Annotated in this window: 20 protein-coding genes; 12 read left to right on the top strand and 8 right to left on the bottom strand. The window is 61.0% G+C overall.

Going from position 1 to position 14814, the window contains the following annotated elements:
• The 3 genes from OUZ52_RS19585 to OUZ52_RS19575 all read left to right on the top strand — a co-directional run.
• The coding region (locus OUZ52_RS19585) for a hypothetical protein (RefSeq protein ID WP_425493891.1) at positions 1–247 on the top strand (247 nt) is incomplete at its 5' end.
• Positions 248–347: 100 nt separating this feature from the next.
• On the top strand, positions 348–569 hold the full coding sequence (locus OUZ52_RS19580; RefSeq protein ID WP_266160231.1) for a hypothetical protein: 222 nt from the start codon (positions 348–350) through the stop codon (positions 567–569).
• Positions 570–814: 245 nt separating this feature from the next.
• Positions 815–1342: a DUF3455 domain-containing protein gene (locus tag OUZ52_RS19575; RefSeq protein ID WP_266160230.1), complete on the top strand. Its 528-nt coding sequence runs from the start codon at positions 815–817 to the stop codon at positions 1340–1342.
• A gap of 34 nt (positions 1343–1376) precedes the next feature.
• On the opposite strand, the gene OUZ52_RS19570 is transcribed toward OUZ52_RS19575, so the two are convergent.
• Both OUZ52_RS19570 and OUZ52_RS19565 read right to left on the bottom strand, forming a co-directional pair.
• Positions 1377–1787, bottom strand: a complete 411-nt coding sequence (locus tag OUZ52_RS19570) for a GFA family protein (protein ID WP_266160229.1) — start codon at positions 1785–1787, stop codon at positions 1377–1379.
• A 90-nt stretch (positions 1788–1877) separates the two neighbouring features.
• Positions 1878–2792 (bottom strand): AraC family transcriptional regulator, encoded by a 915-nt coding sequence (locus OUZ52_RS19565; protein ID WP_266160228.1) that lies wholly within the window; start codon positions 2790–2792, stop codon positions 1878–1880.
• A 99-nt stretch (positions 2793–2891) separates the two neighbouring features.
• On the opposite strand from OUZ52_RS19565, the gene OUZ52_RS19560 reads away from it, so the two are divergent.
• Positions 2892–3635, top strand: a complete 744-nt coding sequence (locus OUZ52_RS19560; RefSeq protein ID WP_266160226.1) for an SDR family oxidoreductase — start codon at positions 2892–2894, stop codon at positions 3633–3635.
• Positions 3636–3781: 146 nt separating this feature from the next.
• On the opposite strand, the gene OUZ52_RS19555 is transcribed toward OUZ52_RS19560, so the two are convergent.
• On the bottom strand, positions 3782–4681 hold the full coding sequence (locus OUZ52_RS19555) for a dienelactone hydrolase family protein (RefSeq protein ID WP_266160225.1): 900 nt from the start codon (positions 4679–4681) through the stop codon (positions 3782–3784).
• A gap of 141 nt (positions 4682–4822) precedes the next feature.
• On the opposite strand from OUZ52_RS19555, the gene OUZ52_RS19550 reads away from it, so the two are divergent.
• From OUZ52_RS19550 to OUZ52_RS19540, 3 genes are all read left to right on the top strand, one after another.
• Positions 4823–5755: a GlxA family transcriptional regulator gene (locus OUZ52_RS19550; RefSeq protein WP_266160224.1), complete on the top strand. Its 933-nt coding sequence runs from the start codon at positions 4823–4825 to the stop codon at positions 5753–5755.
• 270 nt (positions 5756–6025) lie between these two features.
• On the top strand, positions 6026–6412 hold the full coding sequence (locus tag OUZ52_RS19545) for a hypothetical protein (protein ID WP_266160223.1): 387 nt from the start codon (positions 6026–6028) through the stop codon (positions 6410–6412).
• Positions 6413–6510: 98 nt separating this feature from the next.
• On the top strand, positions 6511–7284 hold the full coding sequence (locus tag OUZ52_RS19540; RefSeq protein ID WP_266160222.1) for a TIGR00266 family protein: 774 nt from the start codon (positions 6511–6513) through the stop codon (positions 7282–7284).
• 98 nt (positions 7285–7382) lie between these two features.
• Here the strand turns inward: OUZ52_RS19540 and OUZ52_RS19535 are convergent, their stop codons facing one another.
• Entirely contained in the window at positions 7383–8387 is a 1005-nt protein-coding gene (locus OUZ52_RS19535) for a GlxA family transcriptional regulator (RefSeq protein WP_266160221.1), read from the bottom strand.
• A 64-nt stretch (positions 8388–8451) separates the two neighbouring features.
• On the opposite strand from OUZ52_RS19535, the gene OUZ52_RS19530 reads away from it, so the two are divergent.
• The 4 genes from OUZ52_RS19530 to OUZ52_RS19515 all read left to right on the top strand — a co-directional run bounded on the left by OUZ52_RS19530 (position 8452) and on the right by OUZ52_RS19515 (position 10089).
• Positions 8452–8586 (top strand): hypothetical protein, encoded by a 135-nt coding sequence (locus tag OUZ52_RS19530; protein ID WP_266160220.1) that lies wholly within the window; start codon positions 8452–8454, stop codon positions 8584–8586.
• Positions 8587–8751: 165 nt separating this feature from the next.
• Complete coding sequence (locus OUZ52_RS19525; RefSeq protein WP_266160219.1) at positions 8752–9219, top strand: carboxymuconolactone decarboxylase family protein; 468 nt, start codon at positions 8752–8754, stop codon at positions 9217–9219.
• A gap of 8 nt (positions 9220–9227) precedes the next feature.
• Entirely contained in the window at positions 9228–9398 is a 171-nt protein-coding gene (locus OUZ52_RS19520; protein ID WP_266160218.1) for a hypothetical protein, read from the top strand.
• Positions 9399–9585: 187 nt separating this feature from the next.
• Positions 9586–10089: a GNAT family N-acetyltransferase gene (locus OUZ52_RS19515; RefSeq protein WP_266160217.1), complete on the top strand. Its 504-nt coding sequence runs from the start codon at positions 9586–9588 to the stop codon at positions 10087–10089.
• Positions 10090–10302: 213 nt separating this feature from the next.
• Here the strand turns inward: OUZ52_RS19515 and OUZ52_RS19510 are convergent, their stop codons facing one another.
• The 4 genes from OUZ52_RS19510 to OUZ52_RS19495 form a co-directional block, all read right to left on the bottom strand.
• Positions 10303–10956, bottom strand: coding sequence for a glutathione S-transferase family protein (locus OUZ52_RS19510; protein ID WP_266160216.1), 654 nt, complete (start codon positions 10954–10956; stop codon positions 10303–10305).
• Positions 10957–11478: 522 nt separating this feature from the next.
• On the bottom strand, positions 11479–11871 hold the full coding sequence (locus tag OUZ52_RS19505; protein WP_266160215.1) for a DUF6678 family protein: 393 nt from the start codon (positions 11869–11871) through the stop codon (positions 11479–11481).
• Positions 11872–12156: 285 nt separating this feature from the next.
• A complete protein-coding gene (locus OUZ52_RS19500; protein WP_266160214.1) occupies positions 12157–12804 on the bottom strand; it encodes a M949_RS01915 family surface polysaccharide biosynthesis protein in 648 nt (215 codons plus the stop codon).
• A gap of 167 nt (positions 12805–12971) precedes the next feature.
• Positions 12972–13484, bottom strand: a complete 513-nt coding sequence (locus OUZ52_RS19495; RefSeq protein ID WP_266160213.1) for a hypothetical protein — start codon at positions 13482–13484, stop codon at positions 12972–12974.
• Between the two features lie 165 nt (positions 13485–13649).
• On the opposite strand from OUZ52_RS19495, the gene pdxR reads away from it, so the two are divergent.
• The coding region (pdxR, locus tag OUZ52_RS19490) for a MocR-like pyridoxine biosynthesis transcription factor PdxR (RefSeq protein WP_266160212.1) at positions 13650–14814 on the top strand (1165 nt) is incomplete at its 3' end.

Genomic DNA, 14814 nt, shown 5'->3' with positions numbered 1-14814 from the left:
TTTGTATGTACATGCGGCATGGATCGGTTGCGGCCTTCTTGCAATCGTCACCATCATTCTCCTTCGCCTGCGACCTGTACCAGGATATGTTTCTCTCGTGGTGTTAACCGTTAGCTATGCGCCTGCGTCTTTCGCAGTGTGGCATCACTCGATTCTCTTGCATCACTGGTTATCGTTGGCCGCCATCGCTCTCGCCACCTACGGCGTATTCGTCAATCAAAGGCATGTGCAGCTAGAGCGCGGTTGAGGGACATCCTGATCTATCCGCTTTTGTCGGGGCTAAGTAGCCTCATCGATATGCACGGGACGTCCGCCGCCGGAACCGGACTTTAAAAGAGGGAAATTGCATGATCGGCAACGAACAAGTCGCCAAGCAAATCAGCGAGCTGATGCTTGAATACGGGGCGAGGTTGGACGAGTCGATTATTCTCGTGATGGAAAACTGTCCGGAAGACGAGTTCAAACGCTATCGTATGGCCGCGGGAAGAATATTAGGCGAGATGCTTCTTGAAATCATGAATCCGCTGTACGCGAAACATCCGGATTTAAAGCCAGCTGGGCTCATTTAGAGCGAAACCACTCGACTTGCTTTACCCAAGATCCCGCATGGAAGTCAGCTTGCGACCCTGAGCAGAGATTGCACGGATGACGCCAGCAGCACCCAAACGGACTGCTCGGTACGCCCCCGCGGCTCATAAGAACGGCTGACCTGGGTACGATGAACCCGTTATCAGGCAGGAACGGATGGCCTGGCCCTCAAGACAGCTATGCTGAATCCGATAGAGAAGCGCACACTCTCAGCCAGGATATGCATATGACCGGACATAACATTTTCGCCTTGGTCGCGATGGCCGTTTTGCCATTCGCCGGCGCAGAGGTTTCGCGAGCGGCTGAAGCGTTACCGGCCGCTTTGCAGCCACCCGCCGGATATACCGCCGCGTTCAGCGCCAAGGCCACCGGCGTGCAGATCTATACGAGCACGGCCGATAACGGCACCGCGCTCACCTGGACATTCGAAGCGCCTTTGGCTGAATTGAGCGGGCGCGAGGGTGTGCTTCATCACTATGCCGGCCCGTCGTGGGAGGCTGCCGATGGCAGCAAGGTCACCCGTGATAAGCAGACGCCAGTGATCAGCGTGCCCGCCAAGCGCGCCGCCGACATCCCCTGGCTACTGCTGAAGGTGGTGGCTGATCCTGCGGCCGGTGTGTTGAGCAAGGTGACCTACGTTCAAAGAATCTCGACCCAGGGTGGCGTGGCGCCGGCCAAGCCACCTGTCCGCGCCGACACCACGGTGGGGGTGCCCTATACCGCGACCTACGTGTTCTATACCAAGGTGGATTGATCCTAGCGTTTAGGCGTCTAAAACAGCGCCCTTATCAGCGGCCCGGGAGTCGGGGGAACACGGTGGCATCGTCGGGCAAGCGATGAAAGCCCTGCTTTTGCTCGGCCCAGAACACCATCGCCGGACCGGCGAAGACGGCCGGGTCATCCAGCGTCCCTACTTTGACAATCATGCCGCCGGGAGCCTTGGGCGAACGGGAGGCCAAATGCACGCCGCATTCGCCGCAAAATTCGCGGGTAGGCGCTTCGGCGACGTCGGCACGAGTGAAGTAGCGAGGCTCGCCGTGGGTATAACGAAAGTCATCCGCCTGCAGGCCAATGAACAGATTGCCGGCGCCGCCGGAGATTTTCTGGCAGGTCCGGCACAGGCAGAGCGCGCGCATGCGCACTTGCCCATCGATCTCAAAGCGCACTGCCCCGCAGTAACAGCCACCGCTGATAGCCATCGCATGCTCCAGGTTGGTCGTTGAATTCTGACAACCACGCAAGATGGCAGGCAAGTTTTCAATGGCTTTCGAGCCCTGGCTGGGGTGGCGTTACCGGCGTAGCGATGCCATCTGCTCCCGTGCATAGCGGGTGGGCGGCAGTCCGACATGGCGGGTGAATGCAACGCTGAAGGTGCTGGCGGAGCTGTAGCCGACGCGTTGCGCGACGTCGGCGATGCCAGCTTCTTTGCGCAGCAGCAGCTTCTTGGCCAACGCCATGCGCCAGGCCAGCAAGTACTCCATCGGGGCGACGCCGACGGCGCGGCTGAATCGCTCGAAGAACGCCGAGCGCGAGAGCGCCGCCTCTTTCGCCAACTGCAGCACCGTCCAGGCGTGGCTCGGATTTTCGTGCATGCAGCGTATCGCGACCGTGAGGCGTGCATCGGCGAGCCCGCGCAACAGGCCCGGCGACGCGGCATTCCCGGTGCCGGATCGAAGGGCTTCGATAAGCAGCACCTCCAATAGGCGCGCAAGGATGACCTCGCGCGCCGGCCGCAGCTGGCGCGATTCTTCGCCTACCAGCTGCACCAGGGTGGCCAATCTCTTTTCACCGCGAACATGCACCAGCTGCGGAAGCAGCGACACCAATAAGGCGGCGTCCGGCGAACCAAACACGCAGTAGCCGACCAGCAACCGAACGTCGGCCGGGGCGCCTTGAAGGCCGAGCCGGAATTCGCCATCGGGCAAGGCGACGGGCGGGCTGTCGATATCCTGCGAGGTGCTCGGCTGCAGACTGGACATCGTGAAGCCGTGGGCCGAGGGCACTAGCACAAAGTCGCCCTCCTGCAGGGTGATTGGCTCGTATCCGTCCACTGCAAGGCGGCAGGCCCCGTCGAGGATGACGCTATAGAAGGGGCGCCCAGCCTCCGAGCGACGAATGCTCCAGGCAGCTGCGCCGCTGACCACCTTCGAGAACGGGGCGCCCGGTTGCAGCAGCGTGACCACCTCGGCAAGCGGATCGACCACGGCCGGACTCCTGCAAACGAAACACGGACTTTTGATTGTAGTAGGTCCGGACATGCTGGCCTATCGTCCTGCTATCGCCAACCAGCAGCAGGAGTCGCCATGAAAACCGTCCTGATCACCGGATGCTCATCCGGGTTCGGCCTCGAAACCGCCCGCTACTTTCTCGATCGCGACTGGAAGGTCATCGCCACTATGCGCGCGCCGCGCGAGGATGTGCTGCCTCCCCGCGAACATTTGCGCGTGCTGGCCCTCGATGTCACCGACGCTGAAAGCATTCGTCGGCTGGTCGATGTCGCAGGGCCGATCGATGTGCTGGTCAACAACGCCGGGATCGGCGTGTTGAGCACCCTCGAAGGCATTTCGATGGAGACGGCCCGCGAGGTCTTCGAGACCAATACCCTGGGTACGATGGCCGTGACCCAGGCGTTGCTGCCGCAGTTCAGGCAACGCCAGGCCGGTGTCATCGTCAACGTCACCTCGAGCGTGACATTGCGGCCGCTGCCGCTGCTTTCCGTCTACACCGCGAGCAAGGCGGCGGTGAACGCGTTCACCGAGTCACTGGCGCTGGAGCTGCAGCCCTTCAATGTGCGAGTAAGCCTGGTGCTTCCGGGACGGGCTCCGCAGACCCGCTTCGCTGAAAACGCCCAGCCCCGTATGCACGGTGGCATCCCCGAGGCCTACACCGACCTGGCGCAAAGCGTCTTCGCTGGCTGGGCGCAGTCGTCCGTCGTTACCCGGGCGCTGGATGTGGCCGAAGCAGTGTGGCGCGCGGCGAATGATGCTTCGAGCCCGCTTCGCCTTGCGGCTGGCGCCGACGCGGTAGCGTTGGCCGAATCATGTTGAGCCTCGCGTCCGTTCTATAACCGAGTCGGCTACAGCCTCCATATGAGAGACGCTGGCGATGGATGAAGTCTTTCGGCCGGCGTCTCCACCGCGAGGCGTCAGCCGAACTCGTAGACCGTGCGATCATGCCCAGCTCGGTACGAGGCTCATGGACGGCTCTTCATCGTTGGCTCTGATGCCGTCATGGGTTTGCCGGCGAGGGCCGGTAATCCTTCACGTTCAAGCGCCCCGGCGCTGAGCCTGAGGGTGAAGAAGGCGATGATTTCATCGCGGGCGGCGAGGGTTGGTTGGCCGGCTTCGTCGATCAGATGTGCGGTTAGCACGCTATGCGGACAGCTGACATAGCGTTGAAAAAACGGCGCTGTATCGGGGTTGGCGGCGCTGTCGGGAAGTACCCGGCTGATAAACCGGTCGCCGAGCGCCTGGGAAAACGCGGCGAAGCGCTGCGCCTTGCAGTACTGATCGCCCTCGAAGCGATAGGCCATGACGGTCAGCTCGTCGCGCTCAAGGCGTTGCCGAACCGTGAGCAAGGTGTCGTCATCGATACCGGTGTCCGCCGGGGCGTCGAGCGGTAGCGATGGTTGCGCCAGCACCGCCGCGAGCACGGCCGGTTCCAGCATCATCGTGAGGGCGAAGTTGCCGGTGAAGCACATCCCGATAGCGCCGACGCCGGGGCCGCCGCAGTCCGCGTGGGCAAGCTTCGCCAACGCGCGCAGCCATATCGTCACCGGGCTCGATCCGCCGCCGGCAAAGGCGCGAAATTCAGCGCTTACGCAGGCTTTTCGATACACCGCCGCGCCCTCTTCTGCGCTGGCTACGGCGCCGTCGCGGCCAAACAGCGACGGCATATAGACGGTGAAGCCGGCGTCTCGAACCCAGCGGCTGAAGCGGGCGACGTGGGGGCTGATACCCGGCATCTCGGTCATCACGATGACCGCCGGCCCGGCCCCGCTGACGTACACCTTTTTGGCGACGCCGTTGAGGGTGACGTGACGAGCATCGAAATCCTCGAGCGGGTCATCCGCGTGCATATTCAGTGAGCTCACCCGGTGCTTCCTTAGTGTCGATGGCAAGGTGGAGCCAACGCCTTCATCGCGCCTCGGCGCCGCTCTTTCATCGGCTGATGATTGCGCTCCAGCGCCGGCTGGACTAGCGTCGAAAACGACATGGATCAGGTATTTTTTGACATGACCAAAGTTGCCGTTCTCGAGCTCCGCGGCGGCATGGCGTCCAGCGCGGCGATTACCCACGACGTCATGGCTACCGCCAACCGGATCAGCGCGATGGCAAAGCGTCGGCCACCGTTCGAGGTCGCCACCATTCATGCCGGGCCGCGGCTGAGTCGTGCGGCATTGGGCCACGCTGAGCTCATCATCGTCCCCGGCCTCGGCATCACCTCGGCCGATGAGCTGGATACGGCATTGAGCGGCCCGCTGTTACAACGCGCAGGCAAGGTGCTGGCAGAAGCCGGCGCCGCCGGCGCCACCCTGGCGGCATCGTGCGCGAGCACGTTTCTGCTTGCCGAGGCGGGGCTGCTCAACGGCCGGCCGGCGACTACGACCTGGTGGCTGGCGCCGCTTTTTCGCCGCCGCTATCCCCGGGTTAGGCTGATGGTCGAGCAGATAGTCGTGGCCGACTGGCCCATCGCGACCGCTGGCGCGGCAATGGCGCAAATGGATTTGATGCTGGCCGTGGTGGCGCGGTTTGCCGGGCCCAGCCTGAGCCAGGCCTGCGCAAAATATCTATTGCTGGATGAGCGACGTTCGCAGGCGCCTTTTATAGCGATTACCTACCTTGCCGGGCAGGACCCCAGGATCGCCAAAGCCGAGCAATGGGTTCGCGAAAATATCGCCCGTGATTTCGGCATGGACGAACTTGCCGGGGTGGTTGCCCTGACGCCGCGCACGTTCGCTCGGCGCATGGCGGGCATTTGCGGCGTCTCACCGATTCAATTCGTGCAGCGGATCCGGCTGGAGACCGCGCGATATCTGCTGGAGACCACACGCCTGCCCGTCGAAGAAATTGCGCGGCAGGTCGGCTATGCCGAGCCGTCGACCCTGCGCCGGCTTATCCGGCGCGATACGAAACACCCGCCCGGACACTTTCGCCCGATAGCGTGAACAGGTTTCCGCGTCACGATCTTGGCCTCTTCACGGAGCGCTGATGACGCCTAAGCGGTTCGACCAGGCAGGCAAGGTTGCACCACGATAGGTCAGCGGCTTGTAAGCCAGGCATGCGGGTAACGCTAGCCGAGATGGTCGAGTCCGTTGGGTAAACCGGTTCGCCTAGCTGGCTATGATTGCGATTCTGATAGTGTCCGCTTCCGAAGATGATGCTTCCAGAAAATGACGCACCCACAGTTGGACCGTGCACGGCGACAGGAGCTGCGAATGAAGACGCTTGGCTTGGCAACGGCAATGATGCTTCTTTCGATGGGCGCGGCGTACGCACAGCAAACAACACCTGCTCGCAAGCCGCTGCTACCCGGGGAGCTCGATGCTGTTTTCTTGAACGGCCGCGCGCAGTACTTTCATGACATCGTTCAGGTGCGGCATTGCGAGAAAATAAATGAGCAAGCCGTGCATGCGATCAATCAACGATTCGAGAATGCTCATGCGCAGCTTGCGGCTCGCTTTGGCGCCATAGCCAAGCCGGCGAGTCATCCGATGCCGCCACCGATCGCAGAGCAACAGTGCGAAGCCATGACTATCGATGCCTATAGCAATCACGTGCGGGAGCTCGAGCAGTATCTATCGAGATTGGGCTCACATAGCTGACCGCACCCGCATGTACTTATGCGCGTCGCTTCAGTTGCCAAGCCAACGCGCTGTTTCGAAAGTTCACCGATAACTATCCACCATCAAGAGAACAGCATATGCAGACGCGCATACAGGGCACGGTGATGCCGGTACTGGAAGTGCAGCTCGATCCCAACGACAGCGTCTTCGCTGAGAGCGGAGAGCTGTCCTGGATGACCGCATCGATCCAGATGACGACCCACACCCAGATGGGCGGCGGTGGCGGCTTGTTCGGCATGTTCAAGCGCGTGGTCGGCGGCGGCAGTTTGTTCATGACCGAGTACCGTGCCGTGCAGACAGCGGGGGAGGTTGCTTTCGCCACCAAGGTTCCGGGTCACATCGTGCCGGTGTCCGTGAGCCCGGCTAACGAATACCTGGTGCATCGACATGGTTTTCTTTGTGCCACGCCGCAAGTCACCCTGGGCGTGGGTTTTCAACAATCGCTGGGCGCGGGCATTTTCGGTGGCGATGGTTTCATGCTGCAAAAAATCGGCGGCACCGGCACGGCGTGGCTGGAACTCTCCGGCGAACTTATCCGCAAGGACCTGGCACCCGGCGAAACCCTGCGGGTTCACCCGGGACACGTCGGTGCGTTCCAGGCCTCGGTGGGTTTTCAGATCACCACCGTTCCCGGCATCAAGAACGCCATCTTCGGTGGCGACGGCATCTTCCTTGCAGCGCTTACCGGCCCCGGAACCGTGTGGCTACAAACGCTACCCATCTCGCGCCTGGCGCACCAGGTTGCCGAATACCTACCCAGCAACGAAGGCGGCGGCGGTGGGCGAGCAGCTGTTGGCGGCGGCCTGCTCGGTGGCATCGTCGGCTCGCTGCTGAGCGGTGACGACAACTGAGTCGCAGGGGGCCGTGAGGCGAGGCAAGGCTCATCTTCGACCCCAAGCGTCCAGCCTCGGCGCGGGCATGGCTTAGCCATGCCGGCTTGTCAGCGCGTTTAACTAAAACGCGCGCGGTAGTCCTGCGGCGTTGTCGCAAGCAGGCGCAGGAAGCTTCTTCGCAGCGTTTCCTCCGAGCCAAACCCGCATCGCTGGGCAATCCGTTTGACGGGCAGCTGCGACTCCGAGAGTAGCCTACGTGCTTCCTCAACCCGTAGCCGTTCCACCGCACGGGCTGGCGTCTGTCCGGTGGCCTCGAGGTAGTGACGGCTGAAGCTGCGCGCACTCATCGCGACCTGATCGGCCAGGACGGCAAGCGAAAGGTCCTGGGCCAGGTGCGCCCTGATCCATGCATGCAGCGCGCCGAACTTGTCATCCGCTACTTGTAGTGACAACGCCGTGCTGAACTGAGCCTGCCCACCCGGTCGCTTCAAAAACACCACCAGGTAACGCGCCACCGCCAGCGCGATGTCACGCCCGAGGTCCTCTTCGACCATCGCCAGGGCGAGGTCGATGCCCGCGGTCACACCGGCTGAGGTCCAAACAGAGCCATCGCGCACAAAGATTGGATCAGGCTCCACCCGCACCGAGGGAAAGCGCCGTGCCAGCTCGGCGCAGAACGACCAGTGGGTCGTCGCGCGGCGCCCATCCAGCATGCCGGAAGCCGCGAGCAGGAATGCGCCGGTACACACCGAGCTAACGCGTCGTGCCGATCTGGCGCGCGCCCGTAGCCAATCCACCAGCGCGGGATCGGCTGCGGCGGCATCAACCCCCGGACCGCCGGCGATCACCAACGTATCGAGCGTTAGCTGCCGCGGCGGCAGCGCCTCTGTGGTCAGTCCAAGCCCATTCGATGCGCTGACATGCTCCCCTTCGCGCGCCACGACGTGGAGCGTGTAGTGCGGCGCTCGACCTGCCTGGGTAAGGGTGTCGTTAGCAGACGCGAAGACCTGCAAGGGCCCGCTGAGATCAAGCATCTGCACGGCGGCAAACGCAACGATTTCGACTCGCCGCGGCAGCTCGGGGCGGATCGCTTCTGGCGCGAATCGAGGGTTATTTGGCATATGCGCCGGAACCAGTCCTCGCAAGATAAGTAACTCGAGTTTAGCCCACCTCTCGCAGGCGCCCGTGATCGTTTACGCCAGCCGCCTTGAGACCGGTTGCGCCATCCGCGACGGCGTGAACCAGGTCGAGCCGGCGGGGCCGTTCGACGTGCTTCGCGGCGGTCACGGTCAAGCCTCGATCCGCAACGCCGAAGGTTGAACCCCAGCGCCCGAAGCAGCACCGCGAGTTGGCAACAAAGCTTATGGCGCTTTCCCCACTCCCCACAAACGGTTGAACATTATGCAAACTTTTCCAGTCCATACCGTCGACTCCGCACCTGAGTCGTCAAAGCCGGCGCTACAGCATCTACAGCAGGCATTCGGCATGATCCCCAATGTCGTCGGCGCGATGGCGCATTCCCCTGTTCTGATCAGCAGCCTGGTTGCACTCTTCCAAAAAGTGCACGGCGGCAGCTTTAACGAGGCGCAAATCCAGTGCGTTCTTTTGACCAACGCGGTGACGAACGCGAGCGCATGGCCGGTCGCATTTCATACGGCGCTGGCGTTGAACGAAGGTCTCGATCCAGCCGATGTCCAGGCGATCCGCGAGCGCCGTGCGCCGAACGACGCCAGTCTCGCTGCGCTGTCTACGCTGGCACGCAGCCTGATCGAAAAGCGCGGACACCTGGCCGAACAGGATGCCGATCAGTTCATCGCGGCCGGCTTCGGCAAGCATCATCTGCTGGAGGTCATCGCCATCGTCGCTGCGTCCACCATCACGAACTACACCGGCAGCGTCACCCACCCGCCTGTCGAGGCGCCATTCCAGGCGCATCTGTGGCACGCCGGGTAAGAGAGCTTTTGAGTATCGCTGTCCAGCAGAGTGTCGATGACGCTGGACAGCGCGAGCTGCAAGCGCTGGTACAGGCGTTCAACGTCGCCCTCGAACGCCTTGGCGAAGGCTACAACACGCGCGATCGTTGTCTGGCCGGCGCCGCGCATGAGTTACGTGCACCCGGCGTTCCACGATAAGGCTGGCAAGGAAATGCTGGTCGAGCAGATCGGCTAGTTCGCTGTTGCATAGAAGCTGCATCGCTGCGGGGCATGGCCGAATATCGGCGCTATGGCCGGGTCAGGATTCCAATATCCGCCACTGTCCGTGCGTCTATGTTGTGTGGTACTCAACGCTGGAAGCCGCCACCCAAGGCGGACTATTTCAGTGGACCGACTTGCCTGGCAGGGTGTGACTATCGTGCAGATAAGACATGCGACTATCGAAGACGCGGCCATCAGCTTCGCCATCAGGCGCGAGGCGATTCGCGCCCAATGCCGCGATGACTATGCGGCGGCCGACCTGGACATCTGGACCTCCGGTGATATGTCGGAGACGTTTGCCAGACGCGTCGCCGATCAATTCCACGTCGCTGCGGTGGGTAGCCACATCGTTGGCACGGGGATGATCGATCTCGAGACAGGAAGGATCGATGCCGTCTTTGTCCTTCCTGAGTACATGAGGCGGGGCGTGGGTCGAGCCATGATGGACCATCTGCAAGGCCTGGCGGTCAGTGCCGGACTTGGCAGTATTCAACTGGACTCCACATTGAATGCGGTTTCGTTTTATCGGTCGCTGGGATTCGAAGGGGAAGATCGCGTCGTTTATCAGTCGTCGCTTGGGGTCAGTCTTACCTGCGTATCGATGATCAAGCACTTGCCGAGTGCGTAGCGCGGCTGCGCTGATCTGCGCGCAGGAGTAGCGCCAGGTTTCGTATTGGCATCGTATCCACCAGGCAGACACCCAGAATCGTCACGGCAGCCAGCGGTGGCCGCTGCGACGACCGGTTCCTGGATAGACCCCTCGACGGCTTGCCGCCACACGGGTTCGTCGCGGGCTATCGCTTTCTTCGCCTAGCCGTTCGATCTACCCGCATGCCCGAGCTCAGGTTGCGACGGGTACGTTGTGCGCGTAGTCGGCCATCTGGTTGCGTAAAGCCGCCTGGAACGCTGGGCGTGCCTCACAACGCTGGACGTAGGCGTCAAGCCGTGGAAACTCGGCCAGCAAATCCGTGTGCCGGATAAACCTCAGTGCCGTTGTCATCAGGATGTCGGCTGCGGTGAAACCATCCAGCAGGTAATCGCGATCGCCAAGCCATTCGGAAAGCGCGCTCAATCGAACCTTCACTTCCTCTACGGCACCAGGTCGCCGCAGCTTTGCCCATGCTTCGTCTTGATGCAGCAGGTCGATCACGAAGAGATTCCAGACCGGCAGCTCGACGGTATTGAGCGCGGCAAACATCCAGGCCAGTGTTTTGGCGCGCTGGTCGTGAGGCATCAGCGCCTCGCAATGTTCGGCAATGGCATACACGATAGCGCCCGATTCGATCAGCGCTCCGGCATCGGATTCGAGCACCGGCACCAGTCCAAAAGGATGTTTGCGCCGATAGGCATCGGAGCCTCGCTCCTCAATGCCTACCCATCGGCTTTCATAGCTAAGTCCCGCCTCTTCCAGCGCCCAGCGCACACGCAGATCCCGCACCAGCCCTTGGGCAAATGGCGGCACCCAGGCAAAGCCCCATACAGCAATCTTGTTCATCTCGTTTCTCCTCACGTTCCCGTCTTGTCGGTGCCAGCTGTCGCCGGCGCGTTGGTGGGTGGTCGTGGGATAGCTTGCGGCCGCATGCTCAAGCGGTGGGAGTGACAACTATGGCGCGATTGCGGCGAGCTTGCTCGAATGGGCTCATCCATCGTGGAGGCCGCTCCTGCGCTTCGAGGCATCGCGATGGTGCAGCTCGGCGCGCTCGTATCTCCCGCTGACGATAGATATCGAAAATATACTCCTTGGCACAACACACTCGCGATACGCGTGTTGTGCGTGGTGCGCCATGCAAGGTGGTTTCGCTTGCAGCTGCGTTCGGCGAGGCGTGGCCAGCCGAGCAGCCTAAGGGCTGCTCGTCGCACAACCACCTACCTAGAAAAACCTGGGGCTCGTCGGCAGTCTAAAGGTCTTCCTAAGCATGGCCCGACTTACTCGGTAAGCATCAGGCAAGGCAAGATGAACTTGTATCGACTTACCTGTTTAGTGGCCCTGGAAGGGCCCCGTAGCAAAACGTGCATTCTAAGACGCTGGAAGATCGCCCATATCACGCGGCAGGTAGCCAAATAGTCGTACTACGTCACCTGCCACGACGTGATCGAAGCCAATGCTGTGGATTTTTGGCAACAGCCACTCGCTATGATCGATGACACTCACCGGTAAAAGTGGCCCATGGCGGATAAGTTGATGCAGGCCGATATCAAACCATTCGACACTCTTGAATGGAAACGGTAGGTGATAGGACCATTCCGTATCCCAGCGCGAGATGTATCCGTTGAGGACGAACTTACAGCGATAGGAGGGCACCCAGCCGTCACGACTACGGATGAAATCTATCAGTTCATTCCACTTCGTATCGTTGGCTGCACCGGCTAGTCCACGCGTCTTGATCGATTCAATGAGCTTGCGACTCATTTTAGTGTTCGACCCTGTTCCAGCATGTGGTAACTCTGGAGACGCCATAAAAGAGCTCGAAGGTATTGAGGTGAAAAGATCTTACGCGCAGAGCTGTCGCGGTAATATGAGATCCGCCGGAAGGATACTTGCGTCGTTGAATGGCATCATCGCTTGCGGTTGGTGCGCAGCAAGATCACCTTGGCGGCGCTACCGAATAAAACAAGGCATCTCTGGGAAACCTCTGATTGATTCGGCTGGATATCGACCATCGCCATCATCCGCCAGCGGCAACCGCATAAACCATCAATGCGGCAGGTCCGGTTCGCCCCGGTCGGCACCGGCCTTCTGCGCTGCAGCTAGCACTTTTTCCCAATAAGCCAGCGCTGTTTTTTGTACCGCCGCCGGAAGCTCCTTGAAGGTCTCTCCCGGTGTGCGGGTTATCTCGTCACCTTGCTGATGAGGCAAGCTGCCGCGGATCGCGTACTTACGATCCTTATAGACCATGATCAGCTTGAGGTCAGTCGGATCCAGTCCATCGCAATCGATCCAGTACGGGACGACAACGAGTGCTTGACCATCCCCTGCGTCGATAATGTCGACCAGCGGTGTCAACATTCTCAGGCCACAGAGCAGGCCTCCGTTGGATTCCTTGATCTCCCATCGGGCCAGATAGCCCCCATGATCCTGGATCAAACCATAGGCATGCAGGGAGACATAGCTTTCACTGTCACGCTTAGCTCCGTGCTTATTGCCACCGAAAGCCAGAATGCGCTCATTGCCGTAGGCATCCGGATAGGTCAAGGCTTTCAGTAAAACGCCGCCGTTGTCGTAGTAGCCCGCTACGTTTTGCAGATCCTCACCCGACACCGGCGACACGTGTAGGTCGGAAGCGGCGACGGCTGCAGTGAAGAGGCAGGCGGCAATGGCAATTAGTGAAAGCCTGAGGCGCATCAAACGGTGCTCTTGAAGTTGAGAAGCTAGCCGGGTTTTCCATGACTGGTCGCACTGTATGCCATGTCGACATCGGCCTGGACCCGTCGCGGAAATATCAGCACAGGTCCTCAAAGGCCAAAGCCATCTTCTGCCCTCGACATCCATGGCTCCCGGCCAAGATATGTTCACGGCTCTCGGGTCAGCGTGGCCTTGAAGTTGGGCTCCCAGGTGTTGCCGCCGTCATCGGAGAATGACTGTTCAAAATGGTGCGAGGTCGGGGTGATATCTGACCAGACTTGTCGAACCATGATGGTTCGACCCTTGATCGTCTCCTGATCGTAAAACTCGCCGCGTCCGTTTTTGAATTCGCCAAACATGGGGCGGCTTATGACGCCGTCACCAACGGCTGCCGCATTAAGACTCCACTGATGAGATTGCGGGTTGTATAAAAACAGCAGCAAGTCTTCGATATGACCGGAGGGGCAATCGGCCTCCAGCTCTTCGATCTGGGCGCGCCCATCCCAGACTTTGCGCGCCACCAGGCTGCCTTCGCAGGCGGTCCAGGTGGTGGAGCCGGTCAGCGGGTGCTGCAGGTGGGATATGTTGCTTTTCCAATGGCCAAGGTGAAAATCGAAATCATGCTGCCCATCGCGTTCCGCGGCAGCTGCGGTAGCCGCGTGAAGCGGCGGCCAAGTCACGATCAGGCCGCACATAACTGCAAAGACTGTCGCGCATATAACGGTAGTTTTGAAAAACATGTGGCACCTCATATGATCCGGACATCGAGCGGCCAGACTACCGATATGCGGGCAGCATTCCAGGACCGTATTGCATAGATAAATCGGACCGATATCAGGAGACCTATGTCACGCCGCTCCCGCGGGGCGTTGCTGCCGCCAGTGCCCGGCAGTCACCCACGCCGCACCGATGTCTATCTCGCCTTGCGCAACGCGGTGCTGGAAGGACGGCTTGCGCCGGGGGAGCGCATGCCGTCCAGCCGTAAAGCAGCGGCCGACTATGGCGTCTCTCGTGGTCTATTGGAGGAGGTCTACGCGCAACTGGTGGAAGAGGGTTTGCTGGAGCGCATCCTGGGCCGCGGCACCTTTATCGCCGGACAGGTGACAAGGCCGGCCGTCCAGGCTCGGGGCGCAAAAGCGCCACATCGCACGCCATCCATTTCGGCGCGTGGAAGCAAACTGGCGGGCAACCTCGCTTGTCGCATCATGCATGAGTTCCAGCCGTTCAACTCCGGCGTTGCGGACACTGCCGAGTTTCCCTGGAAGATCTGGCAGCGGATACAGGCGAGCACCGCCCGCGACCTTAAGCGCGCCGACATGAACTTCACCGATCCGCGCGGTCTGCCGGCGCTGCGCAGCTCGCTGGCGCACCATCTGGCGCAACTACGCGGGGTGCGCTGCACGGCGGATCAGGTCATCATCTTCAACAGTGTCCAGCAAGCCTTGTACCTGCTGACCTTGCTACTGATGAACCCTGGCGAGGCGGCATGGATGGAAGATCCCGGTTACCCCGGTGCGCGTGCGGCACTGGAACTTGCCGGAGCCGTCGCCGTGCCCATACCCGTAGATCGGGAGGGCCTGCAAGTGGAACAGGGATTACTGCGCGCACCGAACGCACGGCTAGCCTACGTCACGCCGTCACATCAGTTTCCTACCGGTGTCGCCTTGAGCCGGGAGCGCCGCATCGCGCTGCTGGATTGGGCAGAAAAGCATGACGCCTGGGTATTGGAAGACGACTACGATGGCGAATTTGGGTTTGTCGGCCAACCAGTGGCACCGTTGCATTCGCTTGACTCGCATGGCCGAGTGCTCTATCTCGGCACGCTGAGTAAATCCATGTTCGTATCGCTGCGGCTCGCCTTTGCCGTGGTACCGGTAGCCCTGCTGGAGCCACTCGCCAATATCCGTACCCAGCTCGATGCCTTTAGTGCGCCGCTGACCCAACTTGCGATGAGCCGATTCATGGATGAAGGCCATTTTTCGACCCATGTGCGTCGCATGCGCGGCGTGT

Origin of the sequence: Dyella silvatica (genome assembly GCF_026283955.1) — a bacterium.
In the GTDB taxonomy this organism is placed as follows: domain Bacteria; phylum Pseudomonadota; class Gammaproteobacteria; order Xanthomonadales; family Rhodanobacteraceae; genus Dyella_C; species Dyella_C silvatica.
The sequence above is the reverse complement of the archived record's forward strand: the minus strand, read 5'-3'. Positions and strand labels throughout refer to the sequence as shown.

What these genes read in the sequence shown, in the direction of transcription:
- OUZ52_RS19525 (WP_266160219.1), top strand. Translation starts at nt 8,752, where the DNA reads ATGATCCCCAATGTCGTCGGCGCGATGGCGCATTCCCCTGTTCTGATC.
- OUZ52_RS19575 (WP_266160230.1), top strand. Translation starts at nt 815, where the DNA reads ATGACCGGACATAACATTTTCGCCTTGGTCGCGATGGCCGTTTTGCCA.
- OUZ52_RS19560 (WP_266160226.1), top strand. Translation starts at nt 2,892, where the DNA reads ATGAAAACCGTCCTGATCACCGGATGCTCATCCGGGTTCGGCCTCGAA.
- OUZ52_RS19580 (WP_266160231.1), top strand. Translation starts at nt 348, where the DNA reads ATGATCGGCAACGAACAAGTCGCCAAGCAAATCAGCGAGCTGATGCTT.
- OUZ52_RS19500 (WP_266160214.1), bottom strand. Translation starts at nt 12,804, where the DNA reads ATGCGCCTCAGGCTTTCACTAATTGCCATTGCCGCCTGCCTCTTCACT.
- OUZ52_RS19535 (WP_266160221.1), bottom strand. Translation starts at nt 8,387, where the DNA reads ATGCCAAATAACCCTCGATTCGCGCCAGAAGCGATCCGCCCCGAGCTG.
- OUZ52_RS19570 (WP_266160229.1), bottom strand. Translation starts at nt 1,787, where the DNA reads ATGGCTATCAGCGGTGGCTGTTACTGCGGGGCAGTGCGCTTTGAGATC.
- OUZ52_RS19510 (WP_266160216.1), bottom strand. Translation starts at nt 10,956, where the DNA reads ATGAACAAGATTGCTGTATGGGGCTTTGCCTGGGTGCCGCCATTTGCC.
- OUZ52_RS19505 (WP_266160215.1), bottom strand. Translation starts at nt 11,871, where the DNA reads ATGAGTCGCAAGCTCATTGAATCGATCAAGACGCGTGGACTAGCCGGT.
- OUZ52_RS19550 (WP_266160224.1), top strand. Translation starts at nt 4,823, where the DNA reads ATGACCAAAGTTGCCGTTCTCGAGCTCCGCGGCGGCATGGCGTCCAGC.
- OUZ52_RS19540 (WP_266160222.1), top strand. Translation starts at nt 6,511, where the DNA reads ATGCAGACGCGCATACAGGGCACGGTGATGCCGGTACTGGAAGTGCAG.
- OUZ52_RS19545 (WP_266160223.1), top strand. Translation starts at nt 6,026, where the DNA reads ATGAAGACGCTTGGCTTGGCAACGGCAATGATGCTTCTTTCGATGGGC.